The sequence below is a fragment of the Gabonia massiliensis genome, assembly GCF_001403595.1.
GTDB classification, from domain to species: Bacteria; Bacteroidota; Bacteroidia; order Bacteroidales; family Coprobacteraceae; genus Coprobacter; species Coprobacter secundus.
Genome location: NZ_LN877939.1, coordinates 928270 through 943647 on the forward strand (window position 1 = coordinate 928270; position 15378 = coordinate 943647).

Here is a 15378-nt window from a genome sequence, read left to right on the forward strand (position 1 = left end):
ATTTACCCTTTACCTACCAAGCAAGGAGTATATCTATATAGAATCTTAGAAAAATTATGAATCAATAAAATAGAAACAATAACAATGGATATCCCTACCCAATAAGAGTTGTTGAAATATTTGCTTTGTACAATCGTAGATATTTCAAAAATAGCAGGATGCAATCCCATCAAAACCAAACTTTCAGTACCGAGAACCTTTAAAAATTTCAGATTGCATTTATCCATCAAGAATATAAACACATAATAAAAGGAGATAACGATGGATAAAGACAAAGGCAACAAATAAACCGGAAATCTATTCGACTTCAAATCAACTTCCGGAGATAATTGTATAGAAATAACGAATAGCAATATTATCGATAATATTGCTAATAGAGATATATCTCTATTTAAAAATTTCGAATTTTTAAACAAATACCCCAAATGGAAATAAATAAGTACCGAAAGTACCGTATCGAGAAAATATGGAAGATCGATATTTTTATCATACAATGTCCAACCGATTATATAAAACAAAATGGAAACCCCACTTAATATTATCAGATTTTTAATTCTCGTAAAAAGCAAATAATAAACGATATACACTTCGAACAAGGCTACCAAAAACCATATCGTACGAAAACAAACATATGACGATTCGTCTCCTTTAATTCCAGACCAAAGACTACCTAATGCAATTCTTAAGGAACCGCGGAAATCTCGTGTAGTATAAAAGTAAAGAACAATCAATAAAGCAAATAGTATAAATGAAAAAAATGCCCACGGAATCATCAATTGTTTAGTCTTCTTTTCTACAAATTCTCTAATAGGTACAGGCTTAAAAAAACATCCCGATACAAAAAAGAACAAAGGCATATGAAAACTGTATATAAAGGTTTTTATAGCCGGAGGACATAAAGTATGCCCCCATAAAACCAATATGATACCTAACCCTTTCAAATAGTCGAACTGATCTAACCTTTTTATCGGTTTCGAGATATTATAGTCTCCCATCGACAAGCTCTTTCGGCAAAATGGATTTCACATCAAATATTACACTCTTGTCTTTAGCCCAAGAACAGATATCGATATCTTTAAACTTGTCGTGAGCCACAGCCAAAACAATACTATCGAAATTTTCATTAGGCAACTCATTTGTCACACTAATTCCATATTCCCGTTCCACAATCGAAGGTTCTGCCCAAGGATCGAATACCGTAATATTTACATTATACTCTTCTAATGAGTGATAAATATCTATAACTTTCGTATTTCGTACATCTGGACAATTTTCCTTAAAAGTAAAGCCAAGAATCAAAATCTTAGAATTCAAAACCTGAATGCCTTTTTTCAACATCGACTTGATGACTTGAGTTGCGACATAATCGCCCATACCATCATTCATTCTTCGTCCAGCCAAAATTATTTCCGGATTATACCCATAACGCTGGGCACATTGAGCCAAATAATAGGGATCTACTCCGATACAATGTCCTCCAACCAATCCTGGTTTAAAAGGAAGGAAATTCCATTTTGTCGATGCAGCCTCCAAAACATCTTGAGTATCGATACCCATTTTATTAAATATCTTCGATAATTCATTAACAAAAGCAATATTGATATCCCTCTGCGAATTCTCGATTACCTTTGCCGCTTCTGCAACTTTTATAGAAGGTGCTAAATGCGTCCCGGCAAGGATTACAGAGGCATATACATCATTTACAATCTTTCCGACAGCATTTGTCGAACCTGACGTCACTTTTTTGATCTTATCGACAGTATGAAGTTTATCTCCCGGATTAATGCGTTCCGGAGAATATCCGGCGTAAAAATCGACATTATATTTTAATCCAGAAACTTTTTCAACAACAGGGATACATTCATCTTCTGTAACCCCAGGATACACCGTAGACTCATATACTACAATATCGCCTTTCGAAATGACTTTTCCGACAGTCTCGCTCGCACTGTAAAGAGGCGATAAATCCGGATTATTATTTTCATCTACAGGTGTAGGTACTGCCACTACATAAAAATTACAATCCCGAATTTTCTCAATATCTGCAGTACAAACGAATCCCGATCGTATAGCAGATTGCAATAACTCATCTGATACCTCAAGAGTCGAATCCCGGCCCTCCATCAAAGATGCGACCCGAGCTTTATTCATATCGAAACCGACAGTCTCATATTTAGTCGAAAATAAACGAGCTAAGGGTAATCCTACATATCCCAACCCGATTACGGCAATTTTTATATTTTCCATATCGCTATACTTAGTATTCATTACAAATTTTCCCAATACCATTTTACAGCCTCTTTCAATCCGTCTTTCATACTATAAAGCGGCCGATACCCTAACAAGCTCTTAGCTTTCTCTATACTGGCTAACGAATGAGGTATATCTCCCAAACGATTGGGTCCATGAACAATATCTACCTTAGCTATCTCACTGTCATATAAAGTCAAATATTCCTTCAAATACGATACCAACTGGTTCAGTGTAGTTCTCTCTCCATATGCCGTATTATAAACCGTATTCACAGCCTCCTCATTCTCTACAGACATAGCCAACAGATTCATCTGTATAACATTATCTATATATGTAAAATCGCGAGAATATTCTCCGTCCCCATTAATCACCGGAGACTCATGATTTATCAGTTTTTTCACAAAAAGGGGTATTACTGCGGCATAAGCTCCATCAGGATTTTGCTTCCTTCCGAACACATTGAAATAACGCAAACCGATACACTCCATACCATACGTCCGAGAAAATATATCCGCATAAAGTTCATTCACATATTTAGTAATTGCATACGGAGACAATGGCTTTCCTATGATATCTTCTACTTTAGGCAATGATGCTGAATCCCCATAAGTCGATGAGCTAGCGGCATATATAAACCGTTTAACTCCCACATCCCGAGAAGCAACCAGCATATTTAAAAAACCATCGATATTTACACTATTCGTCGTTATAGGGTCTTTTATAGATCGGGGAACAGAGCCTAAAGCCGCTTCATGAAACACATAATCGACACCATCCACTGCATTGTTACAATCTGATATATTACGAATATCGCCTACTATTAATTTAAATTTTGAATTAGAAAAAAAGAGTTGAATATTTTCCGGTTTTCCCGTGGAAAAATTATCCAAACAGACAACTTCATGACCATCTTGCAACAACTTTTCACACAAATTAGAACCTATAAAACCGGCTCCGCCCGTTACCAATATTTTCATAGTGAAACTTATAATTTTATAAATTGATACTTTTCCGATATCTTATCTACACACCCGTTTTTAAAGATCTTTTTGCATGTACAGATCCTTAAACCTAAGTGTAAAAACAAATAGATTTCAGAATGATTTTTTATCTAAATACGAACGTTATTAAGACTTATAAAGACATCACTTCCTTTTCAAAAGAAGAATTATCAAGCGAAAATTCACTTTTTTATAAATGCTATAAAGATGAACTCTTTTTTATTTCATTAAAATGATATTCGGAATTTCCGACAGCGAAATCTTATCCCCTCTTCAATTCATCGATTACTTTCAACAGATACTGTCCATACTGATTTTTCGACATAGGTTCTGCCATTTCTCTCATGCGTTCTTCTGTAATCCACCCTTTCCTATAAGCAATACCCTCAAGACAAGCGACCTTCAGTCCCTGACGCTTCTCAATTACTTCTACGAATATAGAAGCCTCGCTCAATGAGTCGTGAGTTCCGGTATCGAGCCAAGCAAATCCCCGGCCTAAAAGTTTTACCTTAAGAGATCCATTATTTAAAAAGTGCTGATTCACCGTCGTGATCTCCAATTCTCCTCGAGCTGACGGCTTTATATTCTTTGCAACCTTTACCACTTCGTTCGGATAAAAATAGAGTCCTACTACAGCATAATTCGATTTCGGGAATCGAGGCTTCTCCTCGATACTCAAGACATTCCCCTCCTTATCAAAATCGGCTACGCCATAACGTTCGGGATCATTGACCCAATAACCGAATACCGTAGCTTTATGCTCCTCCTCAACGGTACGTACCGCATCTATAAGCATCCGGCTAAACCCCTGCCCATAGAATATATTATCTCCTAATACCAAACATACAGAATCTTTCCCTATAAAATTTTCCCCTATAATAAAAGCTTGGGCTAACCCATCAGGAGTAGGCTGTTCTGCATATTCGAACCGAACACCGAAATTAGAACCGTCACCGAGTAACCGCTCAAAGCCCGACAAATCCTGTGGAGTAGATATGATCAAAATATCCCGTATACCGGCCAACATCAAAACTGATATAGGATAATAAATCATCGGCTTGTCGTAAATCGGAAGTAATTGTTTACTAACCCCTTTAGTTATAGGATAAAGCCTAGTGCCGGAACCTCCAGCCAATACTATTCCTTTCATAAATCAACCTATAAAAATCAATACGAATCAGCACCTCATCACCTCATCCATTTCTACAGTAGTAAGAGCACAGCCGAAATGATGAAGACGTATAGCAACCCGAGTCTTACCCCGAAAATCAACTAATTCTCCTTCGAAACCTTCGAGATCTCCTAAAATAATACGGACTTTATCGCCCACTCGAATATTCTCGAATGAAAACTCGATTTCTCGGGTTGATTTTTCTACTACATAACGTAAATTATCTATTTGTACCGCCGGAATAGGAACCATCTTACGATCTTCCTTGAGAAAGGATACTACCCCCGGAACTTTCAAGACAGTAAAATATTCTTCTTCAAAAATATATACAAAAAGATATCCCGGGACAAGGGGACTTTGTACTTTCTTTTTACGGTCGCTCCACTTTTTTATTTGCGTGCATAATGGCAAATAATTTTCTACCCCCAAGTCATCAAGCCGCTCTTTAATTTTCTTTTCAGCCCGAGACATGGTTTTCACGGCATACCACTGTTTTGTACTTATTTCCATAAATGAAGTTAAAACTTCTTCTATTATTTCTATGCATTAATTGGTCCTACGGCCTTTCCCTCCTCGACTTGAACCTCTTCTCTCAACTCTCTATCATATTGCTCATAAATAGAGTTGTTCGACTTAAATTCCGGAACAATTTTTTTCATCAGACGTACAGTATCTGGAATGCGTACTTCCAAAGACAACTGTGACAATTTTTCAATAGCCCGAGCTACTTCTTCATAATCATATTGACGGACATCGGCAATACGTATTTTTTTATGCGTCGTTGGTTTTGTATTTTCTTCATTGCTTAATAGCTCTTCATATAGCTTCTCCCCAGGGCGCAACCCTGTATATTCTATCTTAATATCCTTATCTGGTTCAAATCCAGCCAGTTCTATCATTCGACGTGCTAAATTTGCAATTTTTACCGGTTCTCCCATCTCAAAAATAAAAATTTCATCACCTCTCCCCATAGTAGCCGCCTCCATTACTAAACGACAGGCTTCAGGTATAGTCATAAAATAACGAATAATATCGGGATGGGTCACAGTCACCGGACCGCCTTTTTCTATCTGCGCCCGAAAACGAGGTATAACGGAACCGTTACTACCCAATACATTTCCAAACCGAGTTGTGATAAACCGAGTCTTCCCTTCTTTCTGTCCCCGTCCAATAGCTATGCTCAAACTTTGTACATAAATTTCAGCTAAACGTTTGGATGCACCCATCACATTTGTCGGATTGACGGCTTTATCAGTAGACACCATGATAAACTTCTCTACACCATAACTTACTGCATAATTAGCGACACATGCTGTACCTTTTACATTCACCAAAACAGCCTCACACGGATTTTCTTCCATTAAAGGTACATGTTTATAAGCTGCAGCATGAAATATTATCTGCGGATGAAACTTCCGCATGGCAAAATCGACACGTGCTTCTTGTCTCACATCTCCAATAACCGGTACAAAATAAAGATCGGGAAAACGCTCTTCAAGCTCTAATCGAAGATTATGCATAGGAGTCTCTGCCGAATCAAAAAGCACAAGTTGTTTTACATGAAAAGTAGCTAACTGGCGACAAAGTTCACTACCAATAGATCCAGCTGCACCAGTCACCATAATTACTTTTCCTTGAAAATTGGCTATAACTTCCGACATACTTATTTCTATCTCATCACGCATAAGCAAATCTTCAATACGAACTTCCTGTATTTTCTGCGGTTTTATCGTATTTCCAGCTGCTTCCTCAATGGGTTGGGCTATTAAAATTTTTACTTTATCTTTCCCACAATAACGAATAATACGGTCTTGCTCTTCCCGAACAGACTTCTGGTCTGGAAAAAGAATTGCTTGCATGCCATATCGCTTTCGCAAGTTCTCAAATCCGATATAATCTTCTATTTGTAATACCGGATGTCCTAAGATACGATATGATTCATACTGCTTACCAATGGTGAGAAAACCCATTACCCTATATTTTTTATCAGGCAACATAGTGGCTACGGCAACCGCATCCTGCCCAATGCCATATATCAATATAGGAGTCTGTTTAGGATAAAAATTAATAATGACAGCATCATATAAAAAGAGCAATATAACCCGAAATGCAATGAGTGCTATAATACTTAATGAGAAATCGACTGTAACAGTCAAAATAAGCTGACGTATAGTCAATACATCATCATTTAAGGTCAATATCAACAAAAATAAAACAACTACTTTACAAAAAACGGCTACTCCAAGTCGCCAAAGTTCTTTTAAAGTCGTATGACGTATTATACTCCGATATGTTCTCCATATCAAATATGACAATAACGTAGAAAATGTTGATAATAAAAGTACTTGTATAAACTCCCCAGGGACAACAGACAGACGGGCAATGTAAGATACAAACAAACATGAAAGTAACGAACAAAATACCGAAATGAGAACATCTGCTAATAATATGACCCAACGATTGACATACTTTGAATTGACTAAGGTCTGGAGAGTCTTTCTAATAGTCATAATGAATTTAAGTTAATTTACTTAAAGTATATATAAATAAAATAATAAATATTGTATGAAACGAGATGATTTTTGGTGAAAGAATAAGAATTCTTAAATAGATAATACTCTATCTTTCAATTTATTGTAATAAAAAATATTGACTTTAACAAAAAAAAATAAATAATCAATTATATACCTCCGGTATGGTCACTCCCAATTACCGCACTTATGGCTAGTGATGAAAAATGACAGAATTGTATCTAACTCTTTCTAAACTTGCCACAAATATATATAAAAAGTCAAATATATACTATAATTTATTTTTATTTTTTATATACATTTAAGTAAAACAGATTGCACACTAAATTAAATATATTCANACACTAAACCCCAAAAGCATAGCTGAAAAAGGGAATGTCATCGAATTATTGAAAAATCAAAAAATAAATGAAAGGCAAAGAATCTGGTTGAACCGCTTAGGCCCGGAAAGTAAAGAATTATTTGAAAAAGTCTTACAAAATCCCACAGAGTTAGGTATTTCACTAAAAAATGACATTATATTTTTTTCCGACGCCATTGAAAATGAAATAGGTTTATTACTAAAAATAGATGACCAACAAAAATTCGAAACTTTTCTTTCTATCTTATCATCAGAAAAAGGAAAAGATACAAATATCAAAAGAGAAAACGATATCTTCATCTCCGAAATAAATGCAAACGCAATCTGCACATTTGATGATAACAAGGCTTTGTTTCTTTTTGCTTTACAATACAACACTGAAATCACAGAACTGAAAAAAGATGCCACAGCTCTTATGAATCAAAATAAAGAGAAAAGCTTGTTATCTAACAATGGTTTTTCCAAATTTTCCCAATCAAACAAGGATGTAAACATTTGGATGTCTATGGCAGCAATACCATCCACAACATTGAAACTATACTCTTCGTTTTTACCAACAGATTTAAAAATCAGCAGTATCTATAGTACCACTCATATCGATTTCCAAAGGGGGAAAATCATCATTGAATCAGGTAGTTATTCGGACGATACCAAAACCAAAAAAGCTTTAGACAATCTTATTTCCGTAGTGGGAAAAACCTCAAACTCATTTTTAAAACAAATCCCGGAAAATTCATGGTTAGTATGGAGTGTCAACCTCAATGGGGAAAAATTATATAATATATTGATGGAAAATTCCAAGTTTGCTGCAGAAATAGGAAATGTTTCAAAAGAAATCAACTTGCAACAACTCATTGGTTCCATTGATGGCGATTTAACAATGGGGTTGATAGACATAACATCTTCAAGCTCATATGGATACTCTCCTAATTTAGTATTTTTTGCCAAAGTAAAAGATGATTCTATACTAAATTTTTTAAAAGATAATTTACAACTGGCAGGAATTACTACACTATCTGAAAATCAACATCTTATATCATGGAGTGGAACAAGTATCTACTTCGGAATGAAGGATAATAAATACCTTTATGTGTCGACCGACAAAAATATCATTGATAATTTTTCTAAAGGAATAGAATCTCCATTATCAAAAACTCCATTCGCAGAAATATTTAAGTCTGGAGGAGCTATGCTTATAAATACGCAACAGATTTTACAAAACTTGCCAGAGGAATTATGGAAATCATCTGATGCCACAACTTATAAACAGTTACTCGCTCTATTTTCCTCTATTGAAATGCATTCAGAGGGACAGGCCAACAAAACAATAATAAACATGGCCGACTCATCCGATAATGCATTATCTACTATTATCAAAAGTTTGGACAAGGAATTGAAATAGGAAATAAGCTCTTTTACAATGAATACGATAACATTACAGCAGGTGCTCCCTGCTGTTTTTTCCGAAACTCATGAAGGCTTCGACTCAGATGTATGGTTAAAGAACCTTACCATCGAAAAAGGTAAATTTTACCTAATCGAAGCTGCTTCCGGAACGGGAAAATCTTCGTTTTGTAGTTATTTATACGGATATCGACATGATTATTCGGGAGAAATCTTATTTGACAACAAATCCTCTCAATTATTGTCTACTCGCCAATGGACCTCTCTACGTCGTAGTTCTCTTAGTTTCTTATTCCAAGATCTACGGTTATTTCCCGAGTTGACAGCCAGAGAAAATATTGAATTGAAAAATAATATTACCCATCACAAATCAGAGCTTGAAATACGACAATTTTTTGAAATGATGGGTATCAATGACAAATGGGACACAAAAGTTTCTAAAATGTCTTTCGGGCAACAGCAACGTATAGCTTTTATCCGGGCTCTTTGCCAACCATTTGACTTTATTCTTCTTGATGAGCCTATTAGCCATCTTGATGATGCAAACGGCCACATTATGGCCCGGATCTTATTACAAGAATGTAAAGTCCAAAATGCAGGAATCATCGTCACTTCCATAGGAAAACATTTAGAAATAAATTATGATAAGATATTGAGTCTATAAACTCTTTCTTTAATAAATAGACAATTGAACGATATGAAAATAGTTTGGAAACTTCTCCGTCAACATTTAAGTATAGGCCAATTTGCAGGTTTTTTTCTTGCTAACCTAGTCGGCATGATAATTGTTCTTTTCAGCCTCCAATTTTACAAGGATGTTGCTCCATTCTTTTCAGGAAATGATAATCTACTAAAAAGTGAATATCTCATATTATCAAAAAAAATCAGCACATTAGGTTCCATCACCGGACAAAGTACCCAGTTTTCAGAGGCTGACTTGGAAGAAATAAAAGAGCAATCTTTTGTAAAAAACATCGGAGAATTTACATCCAGTCAATATCACGTATCAGCAGGTATCAATATGGCTGGACAACAAATGCGTTTATCTACACAGATGTTTTTCGAGTCGGTCCCTGATGCATTTGTTGACATAAAATCTACATCTGATTGGCATTTTGACGAAAGAGACGACCTTATTCCTATTATTTTGCCCAAGAATTATTTGAACCTTTATAACTATGGTTTTGCCCAGTCAAGGAGCTTACCTCAACTATCTGAGGGTATTCTTGGGCTAATTGGTATAGACATACATATATCAGGCAATGGACAAAATCATGATTTTAAAGGCAATATAGTAGGATTTTCAAATCGGTTAAATACAATACTGGTTCCCGAATCTTTTATGAAATGGAGTAATAAAATATACGGAGACGGACGTACATCAACAGCCTCACGTATCATCATTGAGGTAGATAATCCTGCCGACGACAACATTGTACAATTTCTACAAAAAAAAGGATATGAAACGGAGGGTGATAAACTGAATGCGGGGAAAACTAATTATTTCCTAAAAATTATTACAGGACTAGTCATTGGGATAGGTCTTATTATCAGCATTTTATCATTCTTTGTATTAATGCTAAGTATCTACCTTTTATTACAAAAAAATACACAAAAGCTTGAAAATTTATTACTAATAGGATATAGTCCTGCACAAGTATCACGACCTTATCAACTACTGACTATAGGACTGAACTCTTGTGTCCTAATTATATCTCTGGCTATCATATTTTTTGCAAGAGAATACTATATTGCCTTATTAAATAAAATGTGGCCCAGCTTCGAAGGGGAAAATATATTTATTTCTACTGCCACAGGAATCTTACTTTTCCTCGCTATATCTATCTTTAACATTATTGCTATACGCCATAAAGTAAATTCATTATGGGATGGAACGAAATAAATATTTTATACTACATCCTAAAAATGGCCTAAGATATTGATATCAAAAAAATCTAAAGTATAGAATAATATCAATATATTTTCTTCAACTCTGCATGCTTGAAATAATGAAATAAAATCTGGTTATATGTATATCCCTGACTACCCATTACTGCTGCTCCAATCTGACAAAGGCCTACTCCATGCCCCCATCCGGCTCCAGTTAAAGTAAATAGTACCGGTACTCCATCAAAACCGACTTCTTTGTCAACAACAAAAGCGGAACTATAAAGATGTGTTGGAGACAAAGTACGGCGAATCATCAACTCTTTGCCAATAATTATACTTCTGCATGAGCCTACTATCTGAAGGCGAATAATACGTCCTGAATCACCACGAACCAGCGGTTTCAAATCAAGAATATCACCCAAGTCAATATTTAGTCGATTCTTAATTATAGAAGCAATTTCTTTCTGAGTATATTTGATTTGCCAACGATAAAAATCCGGGGTCTCCCGATCATAATTATTTAAAACCTGATTTAATATACTTTCGTCCACAGTATTACAAAAAGCTTCCGGCAAACTACGAATAAAATTCTCAGCTTCTTGCTCATTAACTAAATGAGGCATCTGACTTCCAGCTTCTCTATCATAAACCGGTACTAAATAAGGATGAGGCATGTCTTCCCAACAGTTCTCAAAACGTTCACTTATACCTCCACAACATTTTGAAAAACGGGCATCACATATTTCTCCATTATACATTAACACTTCTCCCCGAGTATATTGTACAGCGTCTGTCACCTGTGGTGCCGAAACTCGCGTTACCCCCTGATAACGCTGACAATGGTCATCGGCGCATACGTCAAACAAAAGGTGATCTTCTCTGTCGAACCAACGAATGATTTCATCAGAAGCCTGCTCTTGTAAATGAGGGCTCTTCTTTTTCTGAGAACCGGCTAATTGTGCCAACAACCAACTACGAGAGATAACGGCATGAGCTTGTAGAAGTGCTGTTGATGCAGTCGCTTTCATCTCCGATGATATGACACTGGCCAAATATGTCTCCAATAATACCCGATTAATAGCCCAAATCTCCTTCCCATCGGAAATAACTTTCAACTCTCCCGGAAAACATAACTTTTCTTCTCTTTCCCAATGAAATTGGATCCCAATAGTTACATTATATAAATCAAAAGAATTACTATATTGCATCGGAGTAAAGCTCAAAGCATCAAAAACTTCGCCCCGGAACAAAATTCCTTTCGCTGTCCATATAGCTTTATAGTATCCCGGCACAATCTCATCTGTACCATTCAACAAAAACTCTCCGTTCAAGGCAAATTCAATTTGCTGATGATGCAAAATACCTACCTCTATAAATGGTTCTGATTGCAGCATAGTCATTTTTCACTTTTTTCTAACCACAAAGTAACACAAAGTTTTCAGTAGTTTATCAATAAACGCAATGTGTTCTGAATATTTTTTAATAAATTGCAACCTCAAATAGTACCTAAATGACAACACTAATTGCTGATAGCGGTTCGACCAAAACCGACTGGTGTTTAATAACCGAAAACCAGTCAATCCAAATCTCTACTCCGGGTATAAATCCTTTTTTTCAAAACGAACAAGAAATAAAACAACTTTTATGTGAAGAACTTTTACCTAAAATCCAAGCTTCGACAATAAATCATATTCACTTTTTTGGAGCTGGATGCATAGGGAGATCTGCTTGTAACCTATTATATCGTCCTCTACATGAACTCTTCTGTACTTCTGATATAGAAATTGCAAGTGACCTCTTAGGGGCCGCCCGATCATTATGCGGAAACCGTAGTGGTATTGCCTGCATTTTGGGAACAGGTTCTAATTCATGCTTATATGACGGCAAAAATATCACAAGAAATATTCCACCTTTGGGATTCATTCTCGGAGATGAAGGTAGCGGTAACGCACTGGGGAAAAGACTGATTTCCGATTGTCTGAAAGGCATACTTCCTACAGGAATCATTCAACAATTCCTGAATAAATATCACCTTACACAAGCTGATATTTTACAATCGGTATATCAAGAATCATTCCCAAATCGTTATTTGGCCTCATTTACACCCTTTTTGAGTGAAAACATACATGTTCCAGAAATAAGGCAACTTGTAGAAGAATGCTTCCGCGCTTTCTTCGAACGTAACCTACAATTATATAATATTCCTAATGCTGAAATTCATTTTACAGGTTCAATAGCCTGGCATTTCAAAGAAATATTACAAAGACTATCCAAACAATACGGTTTTATTGTCAAAAATATCACACGTAGGCCAATAGAGGGTCTTATACGTTATTATGAAACAATATACTAATTATGAGTTTCGAAAAAATCACAGAAAAATCGTCTTTATACGAAAATTTAGAAAAAAAGTCGATACACGAATTATTAGTCGACATCAACAATGAAGATAAAAAAGTACCTGGAGCTGTCGAAAAAGCTATACCTCAGATTGAGAAACTGGCAGAGGCCATAATAAAACGAATGCAATGCGGTGGCCGTATATTCTATATGGGAGCTGGAACAAGTGGAAGACTTGGAGTTTTAGATGCTTCTGAAATACCACCCACTTACGGTATGCCCAATACCTTTGTCATAGGACTAATTGCCGGAGGGGACAAAGCTTTACGCAACCCAGTAGAGGCAGCCGAAGACAGTACAGACAAAGGCTGGCAAGAATTACAAGAACACAAAATAAATAGAAAAGACACTGTTATCGGTATTGCTGCATCGGGAACTACCCCATATGTTATAGGTGCACTAAAACATTGCCGAGAAAACGGTATTCTTACAGCTTGTATTACCTGTAATCCGAACTCGCCAGTAGCAGAACAGGCGGATATTCCCATTGAAGTAATTGTCGGGCCAGAATTTGTAACCGGAAGTACTCGAATGAAATCGGGAACAGCCCAAAAGCTTGTCCTTAATATGATTACTACCAGTGTCATGATAAAATTAGGGAGGGTAAAAGGCAACAGAATGGTAAATATGCAACTGACAAATAAAAAATTGGTAGACCGTGGTACACGCATGATTATGGAAGAAACTCATTTGGAATACGATGACGCTAAAAATCTATTGCTATTATATGGTTCTGTGAAAAAGGCTATCGATTCATATTCAAAAAAATAATAATTATGAAAAATATCACCTGCTTCTTCAATTATATTTCAGATACACAAATAAAGCCTACTGTGGCTGCCCTTACTAACCACGTAGACATCCATAAAATTTTTTTATTATATACAGGCAACTTCGCTCCACAAATATCCGGATGTATTCCCATTCACATTGATATGCTTCATTCCTCAAATACTGTACGACTTATCTCCGAATATGCACAAACTCCTTACATATTAGTGGGACTGGGAAATACGTCTCTCTATCTTAACGAATATGGTATTGAACGGATGTTACAAATTGCAGAAGATACTCAAGCAGGAATATTATATTCTGATTCATACCAAATAAACAAAAATATCAGAATTCCTCATCCTGTAATCGATTACCAATTAGGAAGTTTACGCGATGATTTCGACTTCGGGAATCTTCAACTATACCAAACATCTGCTCTTAAAAAATTTACTAAATCAGATAATTCGACTTTTCAGTTTGCCGGTTGGTATAACTTGAGACTAAAAATATCACAACATTATAATATCATACATATACATGAATATTTATATACCGATATAGCAACAGATACTCGAAACTCAGGTGAAAAGCAGTTCGACTACGTAGACTCTAAAAACAGAGAAGTACAAATAGAAATGGAACAAGCCTGCACTCAACATTTGAAAGATATCAATGGATGGTTGCCGGCTACTCACAAAAAAATAGATGTGACTACCGCAACTTTCCCTTTAGAAGCTTCGGTAATAATCCCTGTATATAATCGTGAAAGAACCATTGCCGACGCAATACGTTCTGTACTGAAACAAGAATGCAACTTCCCATTTAATGTCATCATTATCGATAATCACTCGACTGATAGTACTGGAAAAGAAATAGCACAATTTATCAAAGATACTCGTGTAATACATCTCATTCCTGAACAAAATAACTTAGGTATAGGAGGATGTTGGAACCTGGGAATTCATCATCCAATGTGTGGCAAATTTGCCGTTCAACTCGACAGTGACGACATCTATAAAGACCGACACACATTACAAAAAATAGTCGACACTTTTTATCAAGAAAAATGTGGTATGGTAATAGGCAGTTATGTCATGACAGACTTCAATATGCAAGTAATACCTCCCGGAATAATAGATCATCGTGAATGGAGTGACGAGAATGGATGCAACAATGCACTACGTATCAATGGATTAGGAGCACCTCGAGCATTTTATACTCCATTATTACGTCAGATAAAAGTTCCTAATACTAATTATGGAGAAGATTATGCACTCGGATTGCGCTTTTCAAGGGAATATCGTATCGGACGCATTTATGATGTAATCTACCTATGCCGCCGCTGGGAAGGAAATTCGGATGCAGCATTGAATATAGAACAAATAAATGCCAACAATTTATATAAAGATAGCCTAAGAACCTATGAATTGATGGCTCGGATACAAATGAATCGGAAACAAAAATAGCTATGGATTTACAACAAGAAGTTTCAAATCTGTTTGTCCAACAAATAAAAGACTGGAAACTGGCCAGTCAAAATTACAAAGTATTAGAAACAGTTTTATCTCGGGAGTTAACTGTCGGAGGCATAAA

General features: G+C 35.9%; 13 protein-coding genes. 6 read left to right on the plus strand and 7 right to left on the minus strand.

Going from position 1 to position 15378, the window contains the following annotated elements:
• Window positions 1–2 precede the first annotated feature (2 nt).
• From BN2628_RS16815 to BN2628_RS08625, 6 genes are all read right to left on the minus strand, one after another.
• Complete coding sequence (locus BN2628_RS16815) at window positions 3–995, minus strand: acyltransferase family protein (RefSeq protein ID WP_074024066.1); 993 nt, start codon at window positions 993–995, stop codon at window positions 3–5.
• On the minus strand, window positions 982–2247 hold the full coding sequence (locus BN2628_RS08605) for a nucleotide sugar dehydrogenase (RefSeq protein ID WP_044226015.1): 1266 nt from the start codon (window positions 2245–2247) through the stop codon (window positions 982–984). The genes BN2628_RS16815 and BN2628_RS08605 overlap by 14 nt, the downstream gene beginning before the upstream one ends.
• Window positions 2248–2267: 20 nt before the next feature.
• Window positions 2268–3230, minus strand: a complete 963-nt coding sequence (locus BN2628_RS08610; RefSeq protein WP_257606437.1) for an SDR family oxidoreductase — start codon at window positions 3228–3230, stop codon at window positions 2268–2270.
• Between the two features lie 286 nt (window positions 3231–3516).
• Complete coding sequence (gene rfbA, locus BN2628_RS08615) at window positions 3517–4404, minus strand: glucose-1-phosphate thymidylyltransferase RfbA (RefSeq protein ID WP_044225502.1); 888 nt, start codon at window positions 4402–4404, stop codon at window positions 3517–3519.
• Window positions 4405–4431: 27 nt separating this feature from the next.
• The gene (locus tag BN2628_RS08620) at window positions 4432–4935 is read right to left on the minus strand and encodes a UpxY family transcription antiterminator (RefSeq protein WP_044225504.1); all 504 of its coding nucleotides are present in this window, start codon (window positions 4933–4935) and stop codon (window positions 4432–4434) included.
• Window positions 4936–4964: 29 nt separating this feature from the next.
• Window positions 4965–6935: a polysaccharide biosynthesis protein gene (locus BN2628_RS08625; RefSeq protein ID WP_044225507.1), complete on the minus strand. Its 1971-nt coding sequence runs from the start codon at window positions 6933–6935 to the stop codon at window positions 4965–4967.
• 356 nt (window positions 6936–7291) lie between these two features.
• Between BN2628_RS08625 and BN2628_RS08630 the strand changes: the two genes are divergently transcribed.
• The 3 genes from BN2628_RS08630 to BN2628_RS08640 are packed head-to-tail and all read left to right on the plus strand — an operon-like array spanning window position 7292 to window position 10624.
• Window positions 7292–8719, plus strand: a complete 1428-nt coding sequence (locus tag BN2628_RS08630; RefSeq protein ID WP_257606460.1) for a DUF4836 family protein — start codon at window positions 7292–7294, stop codon at window positions 8717–8719.
• 18 nt (window positions 8720–8737) lie between these two features.
• Entirely contained in the window at window positions 8738–9385 is a 648-nt protein-coding gene (locus tag BN2628_RS08635; protein WP_044225517.1) for an ATP-binding cassette domain-containing protein, read from the plus strand.
• Between the two features lie 33 nt (window positions 9386–9418).
• The gene (locus BN2628_RS08640; protein WP_044225520.1) at window positions 9419–10624 is read left to right on the plus strand and encodes a hypothetical protein; all 1206 of its coding nucleotides are present in this window, start codon (window positions 9419–9421) and stop codon (window positions 10622–10624) included.
• Window positions 10625–10694: 70 nt separating this feature from the next.
• On the opposite strand, the gene BN2628_RS08645 is transcribed toward BN2628_RS08640, so the two are convergent.
• Complete coding sequence (locus tag BN2628_RS08645) at window positions 10695–12011, minus strand: SpoIID/LytB domain-containing protein (RefSeq protein WP_257606438.1); 1317 nt, start codon at window positions 12009–12011, stop codon at window positions 10695–10697.
• 110 nt (window positions 12012–12121) lie between these two features.
• Between BN2628_RS08645 and BN2628_RS08650 the strand changes: the two genes are divergently transcribed.
• The 3 genes from BN2628_RS08650 to BN2628_RS08660 are packed head-to-tail and all read left to right on the plus strand — an operon-like array spanning window position 12122 to window position 15251.
• On the plus strand, window positions 12122–12964 hold the full coding sequence (locus tag BN2628_RS08650) for a hypothetical protein (protein WP_055096864.1): 843 nt from the start codon (window positions 12122–12124) through the stop codon (window positions 12962–12964).
• Between the two features lie 2 nt (window positions 12965–12966).
• Window positions 12967–13782, plus strand: a complete 816-nt coding sequence (murQ, locus tag BN2628_RS08655) for an N-acetylmuramic acid 6-phosphate etherase (RefSeq protein ID WP_044225526.1) — start codon at window positions 12967–12969, stop codon at window positions 13780–13782.
• A 2-nt stretch (window positions 13783–13784) separates the two neighbouring features.
• Window positions 13785–15251, plus strand: a complete 1467-nt coding sequence (locus BN2628_RS08660) for a glycosyltransferase family 2 protein (protein ID WP_370757997.1) — start codon at window positions 13785–13787, stop codon at window positions 15249–15251.
• Window positions 15252–15378: the final 127 nt, after the last annotated feature.